This is a genomic window from Paenibacillus sp. (assembly GCF_031177825.1).
In the GTDB taxonomy this organism is placed as follows: domain Bacteria; phylum Bacillota; class Bacilli; order Paenibacillales; family YIM-B00363; genus Paenibacillus_AE.
Map to the genome: position 1 here is coordinate 21,330 of NZ_JAPSKE010000021.1, position 20,355 is coordinate 41,684.

Consider the following 20,355-nt stretch of genomic DNA (forward strand, 5'->3'; position numbering starts at 1 on the left):
TGGAGCGTCCGGCCTTGCGCCGCTTTCAGGAGGAGTGGAGCCATGAGACGATTATCCGTCCTGGACCGGGTCAAGCGAGACCGGGTGTACCTGCTGTTGCTCGTACCCGCTTTAATACACTACATCATGTTCAGATACGCTCCGATGTTCGGGATCGCGGTGTCCTTCATGGACTTCAATCTGTTCAAGGGTTTTTTTGGGAGTCCATGGGTCGGCTTCAAGCATTTCGAAGCGTTCTTCACGAACCCGAATTCTTGGAACGTCGTTCGGAACAACCTTATCTTAGGCTTGTATAAGCTCATCTTTACATTTCCGGCGCCGATTATCCTCGCGATCTTGTTCCATGAGATGCGCTGGAAGAAATATCGGCGATTCGTTCAGAGCGTCAGTTATTTGCCGTACTTCCTGTCTACGGTCGTCGTGTCCAGCCTGCTGATCATGCTGCTGTCGCCGAGCACGGGATTTGTGAACAAAGCGCTCAAATCGTTCGGGTACGAGCCGATCTACTTTTTACAGAAAGCCGAATGGTTCCGCACGATCTTTATCACCTCCGATATTTGGGTAGGGGCGGGGTACGGGACGATTATTTTCCTAGCCGCGATGGCGGCCATCGACCCGCAGCTGTATGAGGCTGCGAGGATGGACGGCGCGGGGCGTTGGAAACAGACGCTTCACGTGACGCTGCCAGGAATCATGCCGGCCATCGTGATCATGTTTATCATGTCGATCGGCAGCGTTCTCGAGATCGACTTCGTTAAGGCGTTCCTGCTCGGCAACCCGGCGAATATGGATACGGCCGATATCGTATCGACCTATGTATACCGGCTCGGCATTCTGGGGGGCAGCTTCAGTCAAGCCTCCGCGGTCGACGTCTCGATGGCGGTCTTCTCGCTCTTGTTGGTGTATACCACGAATCGAATCTGCAGGAGATTGGGGGACACGAGCTTATGGTAAGAAAGATTGGAATATTCGATGTCGTCAACTTTCTGCTGCTCGCTTTCGTGGCGATCGCTTGTCTGTTTCCGTTCTTTCACATGGCTTCGGTCGCGGTGAGCGCATCGGAATACGTCGTTCGTAACGAGATCACCTTCTTCCCGAAGGGCTTTCAAGTAGACGCCCTCAACGCGGTGCTTCAGGATCCTCGATTGTGGGTCGGATATCGGAACACGCTGATATACGCGGTGCTCGCCCTCACGATTTCGATGTCGCTTACAATAACAGCCGCCTATTCGCTTTCGAGGAAAAATCTAGTGTTCCGCACCCCGATCATGCTCATGATCGTCTTCACGATGATCTTCAACGGCGGCATGATTCCGTTTTTCCTCGTCGCGAGGTCGTACGGGCTCTTGGACACGATTTGGGCCGTGGTACTGCCGAACGCAATCAATACGGTGTGGCTCATCATCATGCGGACGTTCTTCCAGAACTTGCCGAAGGAGATCGAGGAATCGGGTCGCGTCGACGGCTTGTCGGATTTGACGATTCTGACGCGTATCGTCGTTCCGCTGTCCAAACCGGTGTTGTTGACGATCGGGCTGTTCTACACCGTGGCGATTTGGAACGACTTTACCGGCGCGCTCTTGCTGCTACGGGACAGCACGATGTTCCCGTTGCAGCTTGTCATCCGCAATTTGGTCGTCGTCGGCCAGGCGGGGGATGTGCTCGAGGCGTCGACCGTAGGCGGGAAGCGGGTCATGTTGGATTCGCTCAAATATGCGGTCATTCTGTTCGGCTGCTTGCCGCTCCTGATCATATACCCGTTCATCCAAAAGCATTTCGAACAAGGCGCATTGATCGGCTCCGTGAAGGGCTAATGCCGGCCAACCATGAAGACGAATAAGGAGAATGCACTATGAAACAAGTCACCGCAGTCGTCCTCGGCGCAGGGGGCAGAGGCAGAGCTTATGCTCAATACGCCCTGGATTTTCCGAATGAGATGAACATCGTCGCGGTCGCCGAACCGGACGAGACGAGAAGACGGACGTTCGCGGAGATGCACGGCATCTCGGAGGACCGCCGTTTCGACGACTGGGAGACGCTGCTCTCCCAGCCTCGGATGGCGGACGCCATCCTTATCTGCACGCAGGATCGGATGCATTACGAGCCTGCGATTCGCGCGTTGGAGCAAGGCTATCATGTGTTGCTCGAGAAGCCGATGTCGAACGATCTGACGGAATGCGTCTCGCTCGCCGAAGCGGCGAAACAGGTCGATCGAGTCTTTAGCGTGTGCCACGTCTTACGGTATACGCCGTTCTTTTCGACGCTCAAGCGGGTCATCGAGGAGGGGCGCATCGGCGACCTCGTTACGATCGACATGATCGAGAACGTCGGCTATTGGCATCAAGCGCATAGCTTCGTTCGAGGCAACTGGAGCAGGGCCGGGGAATCCAACCCGATGATCATGGCCAAGAGCTGCCACGATATGGATATTCTCGTCTGGCTCGCCGGCGCGGATTGCGCCAAGCTCACCTCGTACGGGGGGCTTCGGCACTTCACGAAGGAGAACGCTCCCGAAGGCGCGCCGCTGCGCTGCTTGGACGGCTGCCCCGCTCGCGACGAGTGCGCGTACTATGCGCCGGACATTTACTTCGGCGTCGAGGACGCGAAGGGGCTCGGTCTCGCGCTCACGAACGATCCTTCCGTCGAGGGCATCATGGAAGCGCTTCGAACCGGTCCGTACGGCCGGTGCGTCTATCATTGCGACAACGACGTCGTGGATCATCAGGTCGTCGCGATGGAATTCGAGAACCGCATTACGGCGACGTTCACGATGACGGCGTTCACAACCGACGGCGGGCGCACCGTCAAGCTGATGGGAACCAAGGGGCAGATCCGCGCGCACATGGGTAAGGGCGTCATCGAAATTTCGGATTTCAAGACCGGCCGGGTCGAGACGATACAGCTTGCGATGTCCGCGCACGGCCATGGAGGCGGAGATCGCGGGATCATGAAAGATTTCTCGGAGCTCGTACGCAGCGGCGGGAAGAGCGAAAGCTTGTCGTCGGCCGCCGTCTCCGTGCAAAGCCATGTCATGGCGTTCGCCGCGGAGCAATCCAGGCTTGCGCATCGATCGATTCTGATCCGGGACTACATGAAAGAAGCTGTGGAAGGCGTATTTTCATCTTAGAGAGGATGAAGAGGAATTGACGAAGAACGTAAGGTTGAAGAGGCAAGCGATTTGGTCGTTGCTATTTTTCGTACTGTTCGGTTCGTTAAGCTTTAGTCCTGTAACGCAAACTCCGACTGCGCAAGCGGCGGACTCGGGTTGGCCGGCAGATAAGCTTCGGGGATTAAACATGCCGTTCCGTCCGGCGGACGGGCTCGTCACGACGCAAAATCCGCCGGATTTCAGCTGGGCCCACATCGCTGGCGCGAGTCAGTACCAGATGCAAGTCGGCCGCGACGCGTCGTTGGCCGCGCCGGAGTTCGATGCGACGCTGAACGTGAACTACCATAACTTCCCGGTCATGTTCGACACGGGCATCTGGTACTGGCAAGTGCGGTACCAGACCGCGAGCGGCTGGTCGGAGTGGAGCACGGTCCGCGAGTTCCGCATCGACGAGAACGCCGTGCCGTTCCCGGTTCCGGATCTTGAGGGGCTGATTGGTCAAGTAGAAGCAGGTCATCCTCGCATCTGGACGAACGCGGAAGACCTTGCGGCTTTCCGCGCGCTGCGTCTGGAGGGGAAGTCCAAGCAAATCTTCGATACGCTCGAGGCGTCGGTCATCGCGAACCTCAATAAAAACACGCCGAACGAGCCGACGTTCCCGTACATGAACAATGAGGTGCCGACGAACTCCGCTCAGTTCGTAGAGGCGCAGCGGGTGCTGCGCAACTATTCGGAAGCGGCGCTCGGTCTGATGGTCGACAGCGCGTTCGCCTACCTGATTACGGGGAACGCGGCGTACGGCGCGGACGCGAAGTCGCGCCTGTTGAAGATCGCGACGTGGAATCCTTTCGGTTCGACGAAATACGAGATTCAGGACCAAGTGCACCGTGCGATCGCGTACCGTTCCGCGATCGTATACGACTGGATCTATGAATTGCTTACGCCGACCGAACGGCAAACCGTCCAAAACATGATCAAGACGCGGACGGAGACCTTGATCGAGAAGGTGCTCGTTCAACATGCGATCCAGCATAACCCTTACGACTCGCACGGCTGGACGACGATGGGCTTTATCGCAATCATCTCCGTCGCGATGATGCACGACCTTCCGGAAGCGGACGATTGGTTCGCGCGAACGGTCCCGGCGTACATCAACATCTTGCCGCCGTGGGGCGGGGAAGACGGCTCCTGGTCGCAGGGGACCGGCTACTGGCAATGGTCGTCCGCCTCCAACAAAGAGCTGATGGACATCTTGCTTAGCGCGGGCGTCATCAACCTGTACGATAAAGCGTTTTCCAGAAATGAAGGATTGTACCCGCTCTACATGTTCCCGCACGGCAGCCCGACCGGCGTCTTCGGGAACGATGCCCATTACACGCCGGGTGCGCCGAGCGTTACGATGCTTAACCGCCTCGCGCAGATGTATCAGGACGTAAGGCTGAAATGGCAAGCCGAAGCGATCGGCGTTCCGACGACCGGGCTGCAGGAATACTTCTATGGCGACGCCGACCTCGGTTCGCGTCCGCCGATGGATCTGCCGAAGAGCAAGTGGTTCGAGACGACGGGTTACGTCGCTTTGCATTCGGAATTGTACGATCCGGACCGGACGTCTCTGTACTTCCGCTCCAGCCCGTACGGCAGCTACAGCCACGTGCAAGCCGAACAGAACTCCTTCATTATTCATGCGTTCGGCGAACCGCTCGCGGTCAAGAGCGGATACTACGACTTCTATGACAGCCCGCATCATCGCGGCTTCGTGAAGCAGACGTTCTCGGCGAACGCGATTACGTTCGACGGACGCAGAGGCCAGCCGATCGAAAATATCGACGCCGACGGCGCCGTTCTCGGCTTCGCGACGCATCCCGACTTCGACGCCGTCACCGGCGACGCGTCGGTCGCGTACAAAGCGGATTTGACGAAAGCAGTTCGTCATATTCTGTATCTTCGTCCTTCGATGTACGTCGTCATCGACGACTTGGCGACGGCGAAGGCGGGCGGCTCCGAGTTCGAGTGGAACCTGCATACCGACGATTCGCTCGAATTCCGTCCGGACAACACCGGCGCGACGGTCGCGAAGGGCAGCGCGGAGATGAACGTTCAATTCTATGGATCTTCGTCGCAACATTTGCGCACGACGCTGGAGACGAAGTTCATCAGCGCGAGCGGTACGGAAGTGCAGCCGGGCGGCAGCTTCTCCAGCGAGAAGCAAATGCACGGCGCGTTCATTACGCCGAAGACGAACGCCGTAAAGCTGATTTCGACGCTCGAGCCGTATAAGCGCGGCAGCGCGCCGCAAGCGGTAGCGTCTTCCGAAACGGCCGAGGTCGTTACGCTTTCTTTCACAGACGGTACGAAGGTGTACGTTCGCAAGACGGACAGCGGTACGGTCGACGCCGGCGACGGCATTCGATTCGATGGATCGGCGGTCGCTGTGAAGGGCGATTCGATCCTGCTCGTGAACGGAACGAAGGTCGAGCGCAACGGCGCGACGATCATCGCGTCCAGCGCGCCTTCGACGATAGCGTACGGGGACGACCAGTTGTCGCTCACGGCGCAAGCCGATGCGACGATTACGTTGGACGCCCCTGGGGTCGCGCAGGTGAAAATGGCGGGTACGGGCGCCGTCATCCCGAACGGCGGCGACGTCGCCTCGGCGATGAACGCTCGCGGCGTACATGCGGAGATCGCGAATGGAGTGTTGACGCTTCAAGTCGAGAAGGGGCAGAAGGCGTTCAAGCTGAACGACGCGCCGATCCCCGGACCGCTTGCTCCGGTAACGTTGCCGACGGAAATCGACGGCGTGCCCGGGCAGGTAACGCTACAAGCCCACAGCGATGTCGACGGCGTCAGCGTCGCGTGGGGTCAGCTTACGAACGTATCCGGCTTCTATGAAGTGGTGGACGCGCCGGAAGGCTTCTTGTTCGAGAGACACGGGAAGATCGGAAGCGGGTTGCTGGAAGCGAACGCGCGCGTCATTCTGAAGGGCGACGCGGGCGTGCTGAAGCTGCGAACGATCGGCGCGGACAGCTCGAAGCCGACCGTGTTGTACGATGTCCCGAACGCGGAGCGCGAGACGCGCAACATGGAATGGCAGGAAGCCGAAAACTTCGTGCAATGGGGCAACAAAGCGCCTAGCGTCTACACGACCCGACCGTTCTTGTCCGGCGGGAAAGGCATGGGCGATTGGAGTCAAGTCGGCCAATGGGTGAAGTGGCAAATGAACGTGCCGAGAGCCGGCACGTACGACGTCCTGCTGAAGTACGTCGGCGGCTGGGATTTGCCGGCAGGCCAGACGCAGAACGTCCGCTACTTGCAGCTCGGCGACCAGGTCAGTTATTTCGAAGCGCCGAAGACGTTCGATTTCGGCACGAAGGAAGAGTATTGGAAAGGCCTGCGCGTCCGCACGGGGCAATTCCTGCCCGCGGGTCAGGTCGAGATGACGATGTGGCTCCAGCTCGGTTCGATGAACTTGGACTGGATCGCGCTCGTCGAAGTGAAGGACGATGAAATTCGTCCGACGGCGCCGACGGGTCTCGCGCTCGACTCGAGAACGGAGCAAGCGGCCGTTATCTCTTGGAACGGCGCGACGGACGACGTCGCCGTGAAGGAATACGCAATCTTCGTGGACGGGGTACGCAAGTTGGCGGTGCCGGCGGGTACGCACACGGCGACGCTTACGGATCTCGTGCCCGGGAAGCAATACAACGTACGCGTCAGAACGGTGGATACGAGCGACAATCTCTCGTACGAACCTCCGGGCGCGACGGGCATCGAAGTGTCGCTCGCCGACGTTACGTCGCCGACGTGGTCCGCAGCCTCGACGTGGACGGAGCTGCTGCTGAAGGATGTGGCCAGAATCGCATGGGCCGGCGCGACCGACGTCTCGGGCGTGAAGGAATACGACGTCTATCGATTCGACGTCTCCGACACCGTACCGATCGCGACGGTTTCCGACAGCTTCTATAACGCGACCGGCCTTCAGCCGGGCGGCACGTATTCGTTCCGGATCGAAGCGAGAGATCCGCAAGGCAACACGTCCGTCGGGGGACCGACGATGACCGTCACGACGCCGCTGACGAGCGTCGGCTTCTTCGACTCCTTCGACGCATGGACGGTCGGAGACGCGACGAACGGCAACGGGTGGGAATATCCGACCCGCACTAACGGCACGGCCGTGAAGGTCGTCCCGATCCCGGGGATGGGCGGCAACGGCCTCCAAGTGATCGACAGTTTCCACACGGAGGCCGATCCATATGCGACGACTCCGAGGTTCTATCGAGCGATGGCGCCGATCGGCGGCAAGATAACGATCGAGACGCGGACGAAGTTTTCCAAGATCAATCATGAAGTAGGCAATTACAACATCGAGTTGGTCGGGGGCAATCGAACGATCGCTATGCTCGTCGGCTTATCGGACGGCGGCATTGGCTATCAAAAGATAGTGAACGGCAAAGTCGAGTATCCGCGCCTAACGGAGTCGGGCTTTACGCAACCGGTCGACGAATGGATGACGGTTCGTTTCGATGCCGACTTCAATACGATGACGTACGACTTGATCGTGCAGTTGGATAAATTGAAATCTTACTCGGGCGTACTGGATCCGAAGGGCACGCTGGACCGGGAGACAGGCGTCTACCGCGTCGAGGATATCCCGTTCATCGAAGTGACTCCTTTCCTTAAAGGCGTCGAGATGGTTCGAATCAGCTCGCAGCGGTACACAGGGAAGTATACGTTCGATTACTTGGCGCTGTACCCGACGCCGGAGCCGGATGTCGCGGCGCCGACGACGACGGACGACGCGCCGGAAAGCGGCGTATCGAAGCAGGATCTCGTCGTGAACCTGACGGCGACCGACGATCGCTCGAACGTGGCGTACACGAAGTATTCGGTCGACGGCGGGGAGCCGGCGACGGGCAACAGCGTCGTCTTGACGACGGAAGGGATTCATACGATTTCGTACTGGAGCGCCGATTCGGCGGGCAATGTCGAGGCTCCGCGTACCGTCACGGTGATGCTGGATAAGACGGCGCCGGTTACGACGAACGACGCTCCGGCCAGCGCGTCTGCGGACGTCACGGTGAACTTGACGGCGACCGACCGTTTGTCGGGGGTGGCGAAGACGCAATACCGCGTGAACGGCGGGGAGCTTATCGAAGGCACTTCCGTGCTTCTGACAGGGGAAGGCGTCCATTCGATCGCATATTGGAGCGAGGACGTCGCCGGCAACGTCGAAGCTCCGCAAACCGTGACCGTCGCGATCGATACGGCGGCGCCGGTCACGGAAGCGGCGGTTGAAGGTCCTGTCGGTTCGGCGGGCTGGTACGTCGGTCCGGTCTCGGTCGTCCTGACGGTCGCGGCGACGGACGCGGCCCGGACGGAGTATCGCCTCGACGGCGGCGAGTGGAGCGCGTACGCCGGAGCGATTCCGGTCTCTGCAGACGGCGTTCACCTGCTCGAGTACCGCAGCGTCGACGCTGCGGGCAACGCGGAGGAGGCAAAGCCGCTGGAGCTTCGCATCGACGCGACGGCTCCGACGCTGGCCGTGCAGTTGGATCGAGATTCGATCTGGCCGCCGAACAAGAAGCTGGTCGATATTCATGCGACGCTGTCTTCGAGCGACGCGACGTCAGGCGTCGAATCGGTGACGCTGACCTCGATCGAGAGCAACGAACCGGAAGACGGCTCGATCGAGGCAGCCGTACGTACGGGTGCCGACACGTTCCGCCTCATGGCGGACCGAAACGGGGACGGTGCGGGCCGCGTCTATACGGTTACGTACACGGCGACCGACGCGGCGGGCAACGTCGCAACCGCCGTCGCGACCGTAACGGTGCCGCATAACCAATAACGCATCACGCATTTGCGAAGGAGGCTTTCTCCGCAAGGTCGTTCCCGAGCGGAGAGGGCCTTCCTATTTTTCAACGATAAGGATGAGGTGTCTTATGGCGTACGTATTGTCTCAGTTGCATCGAACCGGACTGCCGCCGCTCCTACAAGGCGTGGAAACCGAGGAGGAGTGGGGGCGCAAGCGGGAGGGCATCCGCCGTACGTGGCTGGAGTATATCGGCGAGCTGCCCGACCGGGCGCCCGTCCGAATGGATACCCTGGCCAAGTGTCTCCAGCCCGACCATACGCGGCTTCAGGTCGTCTACGATACCGCGTACGGCGATCAAGTGACCGCGTACCTGCTGCTCCCGGACGAGCGGACGTTCCCTCGTCCCGAGGGCGGTTACCCGGCGATGCTCGCGCTGCACCCGACGCATGAGCTGGGGAAGGACGATATCGCTACGTCCGCGGGACGGAAAAATCGCATGTACGCGCTGGAGCTCGTCCGGTTAGGCTACGTCGTGCTCGTGCCGGACGCTTTGACGGCAGGGGAGCGCGTATACCCGGAGCACCCGGCGTTCCATAGCGGCCCGTTCTACGAGCGGCACCCGGAATGGAGTACGGTAGCGAAGAACGCGACGGATCACATGCAAGGCTTGGACGTCTTGTGTTCCCTGGATTTCGTCGACGCGAACGCGATCGGCGCGATCGGTCATTCCTTCGGCGGCTATAACGCCTACTTCCTCGCGGGCTTGGACGATCGCGTGAAGGCCGTCGTGTCCAGCTGCGGCTTCAGTCCGTTCGCGGGCGACCCGCATCCGGACCATTGGGGGTATCGCGACTACCCTTATACGCACATTCCGAAGATTTCGGCGGATTTGGCGGAGGATCGAGTCCCGTTCGACTTTCACGAGATCGCAGCCCTATGCGCGCCTACGCCGTTCTTCAACTACGCCGGGCAGGCGGATGCGATCTTCCCGCATTGGAAGTCGGTCGCGGAAGGGATGTTCGAGCTCTCCAAGCTTTATCGTTGGCTCGGACACGAGCATCGATTCCGTTCGTACGTCGGGGCGGGCGCGCACGACTTCCCGGAGGAAATCCGCGGGCTGGCGTATGCGTTCTTGGATCGATGGGTGAAGGGGAAACCGGGCGTTAAGGAGTAGGGAATGCCGCGCGTTGGCCTTGCCGTAGTGATGCTCTATAATGGGATTGTAAATCAACGGGCTTACGGCAAGGTCAATCCACCTCGACGGAGGCGCATGCGAACATGAAGTATACGTATCTCGGGAAATCCGGGCTGAAGGTCAGCCGCTTATGTTTGGGCACGATGAATTTCGGGGTGTCCACGGAGGAACAGGACGCGTTCCGCATCATGGATGCGGCTTTGGACGCGGGCATCAACTTCTTCGATACGGCGAACATCTACGGATGGGGAGAAAACGCCGGCCGAACGGAAGAAATCATCGGCAAATGGTTCGCGCAGGGCGGCGGCCGCCGCGAGAGGACCGTCCTCGCGACGAAGTTTTACGGCGACATGAGCGATAAATACGACGGTCCGAACGGGGAAGCCGGCTTATCGGCTTACAAGCTGCGCCGTCACTTGGAAGGCTCGCTGCACAGATTGCGGACCGACCATATCGAGCTGTATCAGATGCACCACATCGATCGCAACGTCGGCTGGGCCGAGCTGTGGGGCGGCTTCGAGGTCGCCGTGCAGCAGGGGAAGATCGGCTACGTCGGCTCCAGCAACTTCGCCGGTTGGGACCTGGCCGTCGCGCAATACGAAGCCAAGTCGCGGAACTTCCTAGGGCTGGTCTCCGAGCAGCATAAATATAATCTGCTGACGCGGCTGCCGGAGCTCGAGGTGCTTCCCGCGGCGCAGGCGTTGGGCATCGGCGTCATCCCATGGAGTCCGCTCGACGGCGGCATGCTCGGCGGAACGGCGCTGTCCGCGGCTGCCGGGGCGCGGACCGGCAGCCAGAAGGAGCGGGCGGAGCGGCTTCGTCCGCAACTGGAGGCGTACGCTTCGCTCTGCCGAGACATCGGCGAAGGCGAGGACGTCGTCTCCCTGGCGTGGCTGCTCGCGAACCCCGCGGTCACGGCGCCGATCATCGGCTGCCGCACGGTCGAACAGTTCGAGAAGTCGTTGCGCGCGGTCGAACTGGAGCTCAGCCCCGAAGCGCTTGCGAAGATCGACGAAATTTTCCCGGGTCCGGGCGGCTCGGCGCCGAATGCGTACGCTTGGTAAAGCAATCCGCTTCGAATCCGTGCGCAAGCGCAATATTATGCAGAAAATTCTCCTTCTTTTCCGTATGACCCAGGCGGCATTCGCTTAACGAACGGGAAAAACTCCGCCCCGTTAGCATGAAACGGACGAAGGCGGAAGAAGAGGGTCGATTTCCCGCTTGATCATCGAATCAGACGTGTTGCGCAGGCTTGCACGGGAGGATTCCCCGTCCGCCTCGTCCTCTAACTCCCGAAAAACCGTCCGCAGGACGGTTTTTCTCGTTTGCGGGCAGGTTCTCCTTTACTTATGCGAATGTGTGTTCTAACATGAATATATTCAAATTCGGGTCGGCGGTGAAGCGGGAATGGAAACCAGGGTGAAGATATCCGTACGGGCATTAGCGGAATATGCCTATCGCGGAGGCAGCATCGAGTCCGGCTTCCGCGCGGCGACGACGCTGCTGGACGGTACGCGGGCGCATCAGCAGCTCCAGAAGGACTACACGGAACGGGATCGGAAGGAAGTGCATCTCGAGGGACGGCTGGCGTACGAGGAGCTCGTCTTCGAGCTCGAGGGGCGCTGCGACGGGCTCCTGATCGGGGAAGACGGCTCCGTGACGATCGAGGAAATCAAGTCGACGGCGGCCGAGCTGGCGGACATCGGGGAAGCTTCGCATCCGGTCCACTGGGGACAAGCGATGTGTTACGCATACTTGTATGCGGCGAACGAGGGCGTTCCGGCTCTTTCGATCCGGCTGACCTACGTGCATGTTCCGTCGTATGCGCTTAAGCGATTCACCCGCAGGATGGAGCTGCCCGAGCTGGAGCTGGCGGTGCGAGAGCTCGTCCGGGCGTACGCGCCGTTCGCTAGATTGCAGCTGCGTCATGTCGCGGAGCGCGACCGAAGCTGCAGGGCGTTGGCCTTCCCATATGACGCTTATCGTCCAGGCCAGCGGAAGCTGGCCGGCGCCGTCTACAAATCCGCGGTCGACGGGAAGCGTCTGTTCGCCAGAGCGCCGACCGGGACGGGGAAGACGATCTCGACGATCTTCCCGGCGGCGAAGGCGATCGGGGAAGGGGCGCTGGACCGCTTCTACTATTTGACCGCCCGGACGATCACCAGGACGGCCGCGGAGGAGGCGCTGGCTTTGCTGGAGGCGAAGGGGCTGCATCTGCGTTCCGCGACCCTCACGGCCAAGGAGAAAATTTGCTTCCAGGCGGAGATGCGCTGCCAGAAAGAATTTTGCGAATACGCGGACGGGTATTACGATCGAATCAACGAGGCGCTGCTCGATGCGTTGACGCACGAGACGCGGTTGACGAGAACGGTCATCGAGACGTATGCGCGGAAGCATCGCGTCTGCCCCTTCGAATTTTCCCTGGATGCCGCGTACGCGGCCGATGCGGTCGTGTGCGACTACAATTATGTCTTCGACCCGAGGGTTTCGTTCAAGCGGATGCCGGAGGAGACGAAGCGGCGGACCGCGCTGCTCGTCGACGAGGCGCACAACCTGGTCGATCGCGGCCGGGAGATGTTTTCGGCGGAACTGACGAAGTCGCCTTTCCTTCAGCTTCGGCGGTTATGGAAAACCGAAAACGTGGGGGACGCGGCGAAAGCCGTGAACGACTTCTTCGTCGGCTTCCGCAAGGCGGCCGGCGCGGAGCGAAGCGTGGTGACGAACTTTTATCCGGAGGAGTTGATCCCTTTGGTGGCCCGTTTCGGCGAAGAAGCGGAGCGGACGCTCCTGGGGAGCCGCGCGAGCGACGGCGAAGCGCTTGCGCTGCTCTTGGAGACGTATTTCGCGGCGCTGAGCTTCCTTCGGATCGCCGAACGGTACGACGAAGCCTACGTCACTTATGCGGAGCTGGGCAAGACGGACGTCCGGCTGAAGCTGTTCTGTCTGGACCCCTCCTCGGCGCTGCGCGGGATGGGCAAGGGATATCGTTCGCAAGCGTTCTTCTCCGCGACATTGTCGCCGATCTCTTATTATCGGGAGATGCTGGGCGGGGAGGCGGAAGACTATCACGTCGCCGTCCCGTCCCCCTTCTCTAAGGAGCAGCTCGAGGTGCAGTTGTTGCCGGTCTCGACGCGTTACCGGGACCGCGCGTCGACGAAGGCGCCGATCGCCGACGCGCTGCGACGATTGCTGGAGAAGCGGCAGGGCAATGCGCTCGCGTTTTTCCCGTCGTACGATTACATGAACGAAGTGCTGGCCGCCTACTTGGAGACGGGGACGCCGGAGGCGCATGTCATCGTTCAACGGAACGGAATGAGCGAAGAGGAGCGGGAAGCGTTCCTCGCCGCGTTCCAGCCCGGCGGCGCGCGGCGCGTATTGGCTTTCGCCGTGATGGGCGGCATCTTCTCCGAGGGGGTCGATCTGACCTTGGACCGGCTCGGCGTCGTCGTCGTGGTCGGCGTCGGTCTGCCCCAGGTCGGGTTGGAACGGGAGGTAATGAAAGCTTATTTCGACCGAACCGGGAGGAACGGGTTCGACTTCGCCTACTTGTATCCCGGCATGACGAAGGTATTGCAAGCCGGAGGGAGACTCATCCGGACGGAGGAAGACCGCGGCACGCTGCTGCTGGTGGACGATCGGTTTCTGCAGCCTCAGTATCATCGGCTGCTCCCGGAGGAGTGGAAGCCGTGCGCGGTCATCGGTCATGCCTCGAGGGAAGGAAGGAGTTCGCGTGCCTACCTATAGTCTCCTTGAGCATCTCTTGTTTCCGCCGACGTTTCTGAATCGGGGTAAGCTCGCTCGCAGCGTGGAGGGGAAGACCGTGTTGATCACGGGAGCGAGCTCCGGGATCGGCGAGCAGCTCGTATACTTGTTATCCGATACGAAGGCGCACCTGATTCTGGTGGCCAGACGAGGAGATAAGCTGCAAGCGATCAAGAACGCCCTTGCGGAGAGGGAGGCCCGAATCTCCGTCTACGCCGCCGATCTCCGGAACGAGACGGAGATGGAGGCGCTGCTGGACGAGCTTAGGCGGCTGCCGGATGGGGTGGACATCGTCGTCAGCAACGCGGGGCATTCCATCCGGCGCCCGATACGGGAATCGCTGGATCGTTACCACGATTTTACGAGAACGATGGCGATCAACTATTTCGCCCCGGTACGGTTGCTTTTATCGCTCGTCCCGATGCTCGAGAGCAAGCGGGGGCACGTCGTCAACGTCTCGACCGCGAACGCGCTGCTGCTGCCCGTCCCGAATTGGGCGGCGTATCAAGCTTCGAAGTCGGCGTTCGATACGTGGTTTCGCGCGGCGGCGCCCGAGTGGAATCGAGCGGGGATGTCCGCGACGTCGATCTATCCGCCGTTGGTCCGAACGCCGATGATCGCGCCGACCGCGGCGTACCGGAAGGCGCCGGCGATGTCTCCGATGCACGTTGCGAAGTGGATCGGCAAGTCGATTTACACCCGCAGGAGAACCTTCAGACCTTGGTGGCTGCCGTTCGGGCAAATCGGTTCCGTCCTCTTCCGACGGGGCTGGGAGGCTTCGATTGCGAGTCTCGGGAAGAAGGAGAGGAACGGACATGATCGTGGGTAAATTGTTTTACGCGTTGTACGTTATGGGACTCCTATCTCCTGCGGCGTTGTTCCGGTTCGTCTCGGCGATTTATCGATACGGAATCAACCTAATGGCGCTGCTGTATTTTTCCGCCGGGACTTATGGACGGAACGTCGCGTTAACGGACGAGCAGGAAACCTTGACCTACGATCGACTTCTTGCGCATGCCGAAGCGCTGGCGGGCTATTTCCGAGATCAATACGGGCTTTCGGCCGGCAAGAAGGTCGGCGTTTGGTGCCGGAATCATGCCGCTTTCGCGAAGTCGATCTTCGCGGCGTCTTCCGCCGGAGCGGATCTGTACTTCCTGCACGCGGAGATGAGCCGCGCGCAGTTGGACGACTTCCTCGCGCGCCGGCCGCTCGATCTCGTCCTCTGCGACGAAGACCGGTGCGCGATGCTGGAAGCGTCCGGTTATGCCGGACCGAGGCTGGCGATCGATCGTCAGGCGCTGTCGATCATCGAACGCCGGCTCGCCGAAGGCGCGGACGTCCGAGGGCGACGACGACGTTCGTCCGCCGGGAAGCTCGTGCTGCCGACCGGGGGGACGTCCGGGCAAGCGAAGGAAGCGCCGCATCGCCCGTCCCTGTTGAATTACTTGGACCCTTTCGCGGCGTTCTTGACGCGGCTTCGCATCCGATCGTATCGAACCGCGTATATCGCCACGCCGCTCTATCACGGGTACGGGATCGCGATGCTTCTCCTATTTTGCGCCTTAGGGAAGACCATGGTCCTCCGACGGGGCTTCGAGGCGCGGGAAGCGTGTCGGGTCGTATGCGAGCATAAGATCGAAGTCGTCGCCGTCGTCCCCTTGATGCTGCGCAGAATGCTGCAGGCGGCGGAGGGCGACGAGCTGAGGTCTCTAGCGTGCATCGCCTGCGGCGGCGCGGAGCTTCGTCCGCAGCTGGCGAAGGAGACGATGGAGCGGCTGGGTCCGGCATTGTACAATTTGTACGGCACTTCGGAGGCGGGGCTCGCCACGATCGCGACTCCGCAGGACGTAAGCGATGCCCCGGCTACGATCGGCAGAAGCATCCCAGGCGTGCGCCTGCGGATCGCGGACGAGCGGAAGCGGAGCGTGAAGGCCGGAACGATCGGCCGAATGTACGTAAAGAACCGATGGTCCGCTCGGCGGAGTGGAGCGGATGCCTGGATCGATACCGGCGATCTGGGCGTTCGGGACGGGCGGGGGCTGTTCTACTTATGCGGAAGAGCGGACAGCATGATCGTATCCGGCGGGGAGAACGTCTATCCGATCGAGGTAGAGCAGGCGATCCTCGAGCACCCTCAGGTAGAGGACGCGGCCGTCGTCGGCGTCCAAGACGAAGCGTACGGGCAACGATTGCGCGCGTTCGTATCGATGACCCCGCAGGCAAGCGCGACGAAGGACGAGCTTTCCGAGTGGCTCCGCACTCGATTGGCCCGATACCAAATGCCGAGGGACATCGTATTGGTGGACCGATTGCCGTATACTCCCTTGGGCAAGCTGGACCGGAAACGGTTAACGGCGGATTTCGGGATTGGCGTCCAGGATCGCTTCGGAGCACTCCGATAATCTAGTCAGGAACCGAAGCCCTTCTTCCGCGCGACGCAGCAGCGCGTCCGTGGAGTCGATGCCCAGATCCGACGCCAGCGAGTCGAAGGCGGGGGTAAGGGCAAGGTGCACTTCCGGAGCGTCGACCGCAAAGATCTTGTGGCAGCGGCAGAACGTGACCAAGATCCAAAAGACGGCCTCGCGGTGGTTGCCGGCCCGAATGAGATCCCGGCTTCCGTCGATCGCGATCGGCCGCGCCGCGGCGGCGATATCGCTGCTGAAGAAGAACGTCGACTTCGCGCGGGCTGCCGCGGCGTCGAACGTGCGGGCAAGCTCGTCAAGATGATGTTCGACGCGTTGCGCCGACAGCCGCTCGCAGCCGAGCAACCGCAACAGCTCCGGGTATATATCAAGGAAGCCGTACGTTTCAAGCACTTCGCGAGCGGCCAAGTAACGGAGCCGCACCGTCGGATTACGGAGCGCGGCCGCAAGCAGAACGTGTGCGGTCACGCCGGTCGGGAACACCCACGACATCACTTGATCGTGCCGCGGCGCGGTCGGGTCGATGGCCCGCAGTCCGTCTTCGACCCGCTTCCTTGCGTTCTCGCAGCGGCGGCTCGCCCACGTCCGTTCCGCGAAGCGTCGGGACACCTCCGCTTGCAGGGCGCTTAGCTGCCCGGTAGGATCCGCAAGTATCGTATCCGTGCGGAAGCTACCCGCAAGGTGGTAGGAGGCTAAGACCTCTTCGGCCGAGACGTACAGATTCCAAGGCAAATACGTGATTTCCAACAAGGCGCCGCGGTAGACGAGTTTGCCGAGCTTGGGCGGGGCTTCGTCCGCTGCCGTAACGATCACGACATCGAGATCGGAGGTCGGAGACATTGGCGTTTCATCCGGAAGTCCGATCGTCGACCCGCTCATATACGCACCCATAAACCCGGCTTCTTTACCGGCGTACTCCCGAACCCACGCCGCCGCCGCCGCTCTTGCCGATCCGACGTTCATTGTCGTCCCCCCGTTAGTCGAGTGTAGTTCGAGTATACTAGAGAAGAGGGGGGAGATGAAGATGTTCCGAAGGTTTCTTAAAGGGTTCGCGATTTTCCTCCTGATGTTCATCGGTTTCCTATATTTCAACAACAGCTCCCTGTGTATGAAAACCGACGGGGAAGCGCCGTTCTCGTTGGCGCACCGGGGGATGGCGCAGACGTTCCCGATGGAAGGCATTACGGGAGATGCTTGTACGGCCGAGCGCATCCATGAACCGGAGCATCCGTATCTGGAAAATACGATCCCTTCGATGGAAGCGGCATTCCGAGCGGGAGCGGACATCGTCGAATTCGACGTGCAGCCGACGACGGACGGACGGTTCGCGGTGTTCCACGATTGGACGTTGGAGTGCAGGACGGACGGCGTCGGAGCGACGAGAGAACATACGATGGAAGAACTGAAGCGGCTGGATATCGGGTATGGGTACACGGCCGACGGCGGGAAGACGTATCCGTTCCGAGGGACGGGCGTCGGTCTGATGCCTGCGTTGGACGAAGTATGGGCTCGGTTCCCGGAGCAGTCGTTCTTGCTTCATGTCAAGAGCAACGACGGGGAGGAAGGGGTTCGACTGGCAGGGATATTGTCCGCGCTGCCTGCCGAGCGTAGGGAGCGGCTCGCGGTATACGGAGGCGACGAACCGATCGCCGAGCTTCGTCGACTCGTTCCCGATCTCCGGACGATGTCGATGGCGACGATGAAGCGCTGCTTGATTCCTTACTTGGCCGTCGGTTGGACCGGGTATGTGCCAGTCGCCTGCCATGGGACCCAATTGCATCTCCCGGAGAAGATCGCTCCCTGGCTATGGGGCTTTCCGGAGACGTTCGTCCGGCGGATGGAGGAGGCCGACACGCGGGTCGTCCTTGTCGCGGGCGACGGCGCATGGTCGGAGGGCTTCGACGATCCGCAAGCGGTCGAGCGCCTTCCGAAGCGGTACCGCGGCTTCGTGTGGACGAATCGGATCGATCTCATAGGCCCTTACTTGGAAAAGTGAATCCATCCCTGGTTCCCTCGGATCGTCTGAACGGTATGCCGGAGGCGGCGATTCATTGCGGGCGTGTTACAACCTAAAAGCTTCAACCCTAAGGACTCGTCGCAAGACGAGTTTTTCTTATGCCGAAATAATGTTTGACAATCGGGCGAAAAGGAAATATTGTAATAGTGCACTAGTGCAATAGTGCACTGGATTGCGAAGGGAGGGTCGCAACGTGCAGTTGAATTTCAACAGCCCGAAACCCATTTATTTGCAAATGGTCGACGAAGTCAAGAAAGCGCTGGCCAGAGGAGAGCTCTCGCCAGGCGATAAGATTCCTTCCCACAAAGAGCAAGCGCAGATGTCGCAAGTGAATCCCAATACGGTGCAGAGGGCGTATCAAGAGATGGAGCGGGAAGGTCTCACGGAGACGCTGCGAGGGCAGGGCACCTTCATCCGGAACGACCCTGCGTTGCTGGCGAGAATTCGTTCGGAGATGGCCGCTCAGGCCGTACAACATTTCATCGACGAAATGCGCGGGCTAGGGATCGAACCGAACGAGACGGAGCGGCTGCTGCGCGAGCGATTATACAAGGGGAACGAGGAGGTGTAGACGATGTCGAACGACATCCGCGAGCATATCGTCGAATGCAAAGGGATACATAAGCGGTACTTATTGAAGCATGCCGTGAACGGAATCGATCTTCAAATCAGGAGGGGCAGCATCGTCGGGCTGCTAGGGCCGAACGGCAGCGGAAAGTCGACGTTGCTCAAGATGATGGCGGGACTGATCTACCCGACCTCCGGGTCGATTCTAGTGAACGGGCGGGAGCCGGACGTGCGCAACAAGAGTCGAATCGCGTACTTACCGGAGATCGACTATTTGTACGGTTGGATGACGGTCGCCGAGACGCTTCGATTTCTGTCCGGCTTCTATGACGATTGGCAGGAGGAGAAGGCGGCGGAGATGCTGTGGACGATGGAGCTGGACGGCAATCAGAAGGTGCGCAATCTATCGAAGGGCTTGCGCGCGAGGCTGAAGCTGATCGCAGCGTTCTCGCGGTCCGCGCCGCTCATCCTGCTCGACGAGCCGTTCTCCGGCATCGACCCTTCTTCGCGCGCGAAGATCATCCGTTCGATCATTCAGCAATTCGATGCGGCGGAGCAGACGATCATTCTGTCGACGCATTCCTTGAACGAAGCGGAGCCGATGTTCGACGACGTCGTCTTCCTGCAACAGGGCCAAGTCATCATGAACGACACGGCGGAACATTTGCGATCCGAATACGGTTGTTCTCTGGAAAACATCTGGGAGAAGGTGTACGAATAGATGGGATTCCGTAATTTATTTCTTAAAGAATGCAAGGGGGTCCTCCCGCTATTCGCCGTGTTGTCCGGGGCGACGGTGCTGTGGCATCTCTTCATCCTGTACAAGGGCCAGGGCTGGGAGGAAGACGTGACCTTCGTGTTGTCGTTGGTCGTGCCGTTCCTGACGGTATCGGCGATGGCGATCGGCGCGGGATACTACCAGCTTCACACCGAGTGGAAGTCGAACTCGATCTACTTGCTCCTCTCCTTGCCGATTCGAGGGTGGAAGGTGCTGACGGCGAAGCTGGTTGCAGTCTTGTCGCTGCTGCTCCTCACGATCTTATGCGTTGGCGTCAGCTTCGCGCTCATCTTGCTGCGTCTGAAGCGGGGCGAGATCAGCGGCAGCGAGGAGTGGCAAGAGATCATGCCGGCGCTGCTGAACCTAACGTTCAACAGCTTCTGGATGTATTGCCTAACGGTGACGCTCCTCGTCTTAATCATTCAGTTCGCGTATTTGTGCGGGCAGCTCGTGACGAAATTCAAATGGGCGGTTATTCTTGCCGCAGGCTTCGCAGCGATGTATGTCGTCTTCCGGGTAAGCCCGATCTTGTCGGGCTTGCTGTCCTGGATGCCCGAATTGTTTTATGGCGGAATCGATTTCGACGCGCTGTATTTGCACTCCGGACCTTTCCTCGTGCTCTTGCTCCTGTGCGGGGCGTTCTTGTGGCTGAACGGGTATATTTTCGAACAAGAGGTGGAGGTATGAGG

General features: G+C 60.3%; 14 protein-coding genes. 13 read left to right on the forward strand and 1 reads right to left on the reverse strand.

Translation table 11 applies throughout. The features are described from left to right. Nucleotides 1-42 precede the first annotated feature (42 nt). From RIN49_RS20545 to RIN49_RS20585, 9 genes are all read left to right on the forward strand, one after another. On the forward strand, nt 43-954 hold the full coding sequence (locus RIN49_RS20545) for an ABC transporter permease (RefSeq protein WP_309122025.1): 912 nt from the start codon (nt 43-45) through the stop codon (nt 952-954). Further along, nucleotides 948-1,814 (forward strand): carbohydrate ABC transporter permease, encoded by an 867-nt coding sequence (locus tag RIN49_RS20550; RefSeq protein WP_309122026.1) that lies wholly within the window; start codon nt 948-950, stop codon nt 1,812-1,814. Before RIN49_RS20545 ends, RIN49_RS20550 begins: the two co-directional genes overlap by 7 nt. 38 nt (nt 1,815-1,852) lie before the next feature. Further along, nucleotides 1,853-3,127 carry a Gfo/Idh/MocA family protein gene (locus tag RIN49_RS20555; RefSeq protein WP_309122027.1) on the forward strand — a complete coding sequence of 425 codons (1,275 nt, stop codon included), beginning with the start codon at nt 1,853-1,855 and terminating at the stop codon, nt 3,125-3,127. A 16-nt stretch (nt 3,128-3,143) separates the two neighbouring features. After that, complete coding sequence (locus RIN49_RS20560; protein ID WP_309122028.1) at nt 3,144-8,957, forward strand: OmpL47-type beta-barrel domain-containing protein; 5,814 nt, start codon at nt 3,144-3,146, stop codon at nt 8,955-8,957. A 94-nt stretch (nt 8,958-9,051) separates the two neighbouring features. Beyond that, nucleotides 9,052-10,098, forward strand: coding sequence for an alpha/beta hydrolase family protein (locus tag RIN49_RS20565; RefSeq protein WP_309122029.1), 1,047 nt, complete (start codon nt 9,052-9,054; stop codon nt 10,096-10,098). Nucleotides 10,099-10,202: 104 nt separating this feature from the next. Continuing rightward, entirely contained in the window at nt 10,203-11,183 is a 981-nt protein-coding gene (locus tag RIN49_RS20570; RefSeq protein ID WP_309122030.1) for an aldo/keto reductase, read from the forward strand. Between the two features lie 343 nt (nt 11,184-11,526). Continuing rightward, complete coding sequence (locus RIN49_RS20575) at nt 11,527-13,863, forward strand: ATP-dependent DNA helicase (protein WP_309122031.1); 2,337 nt, start codon at nt 11,527-11,529, stop codon at nt 13,861-13,863. Beyond that, nucleotides 13,850-14,710: an SDR family NAD(P)-dependent oxidoreductase gene (locus RIN49_RS20580; RefSeq protein ID WP_309122032.1), complete on the forward strand. Its 861-nt coding sequence runs from the start codon at nt 13,850-13,852 to the stop codon at nt 14,708-14,710. The genes RIN49_RS20575 and RIN49_RS20580 overlap by 14 nt, the downstream gene beginning before the upstream one ends. Continuing rightward, the gene (locus tag RIN49_RS20585; protein ID WP_309122033.1) at nt 14,697-16,283 is read left to right on the forward strand and encodes an AMP-binding protein; all 1,587 of its coding nucleotides are present in this window, start codon (nt 14,697-14,699) and stop codon (nt 16,281-16,283) included. Before RIN49_RS20580 ends, RIN49_RS20585 begins: the two co-directional genes overlap by 14 nt. Here the strand turns inward: RIN49_RS20585 and RIN49_RS20590 are convergent. Next, nucleotides 16,230-17,267 carry a hypothetical protein gene (locus RIN49_RS20590; RefSeq protein WP_309122034.1) on the reverse strand — a complete coding sequence of 346 codons (1,038 nt, stop codon included), beginning with the start codon at nt 17,265-17,267 and terminating at the stop codon, nt 16,230-16,232. The genes RIN49_RS20585 and RIN49_RS20590 overlap by 54 nt on opposite strands. A gap of 55 nt (nt 17,268-17,322) precedes the next feature. Between RIN49_RS20590 and RIN49_RS20595 the strand changes: the two genes are divergently transcribed. The 4 genes from RIN49_RS20595 (at nt 17,323) to RIN49_RS20610 (ending at nt 20,353) form a co-directional block, all read left to right on the forward strand. After that, a complete protein-coding gene (locus RIN49_RS20595; protein WP_309122035.1) occupies nt 17,323-18,300 on the forward strand; it encodes a glycerophosphodiester phosphodiesterase family protein in 978 nt (325 codons plus the stop codon). A 214-nt stretch (nt 18,301-18,514) separates the two neighbouring features. Beyond that, on the forward strand, nt 18,515-18,892 hold the full coding sequence (locus tag RIN49_RS20600) for a GntR family transcriptional regulator (protein ID WP_309122036.1): 378 nt from the start codon (nt 18,515-18,517) through the stop codon (nt 18,890-18,892). Nucleotides 18,893-18,895: 3 nt separating this feature from the next. Then, on the forward strand, nt 18,896-19,609 hold the full coding sequence (locus RIN49_RS20605) for an ABC transporter ATP-binding protein (RefSeq protein ID WP_309122037.1): 714 nt from the start codon (nt 18,896-18,898) through the stop codon (nt 19,607-19,609). Further along, on the forward strand, nt 19,610-20,353 hold the full coding sequence (locus tag RIN49_RS20610) for a hypothetical protein (RefSeq protein ID WP_309122038.1): 744 nt from the start codon (nt 19,610-19,612) through the stop codon (nt 20,351-20,353). Nucleotides 20,354-20,355: the final 2 nt, after the last annotated feature.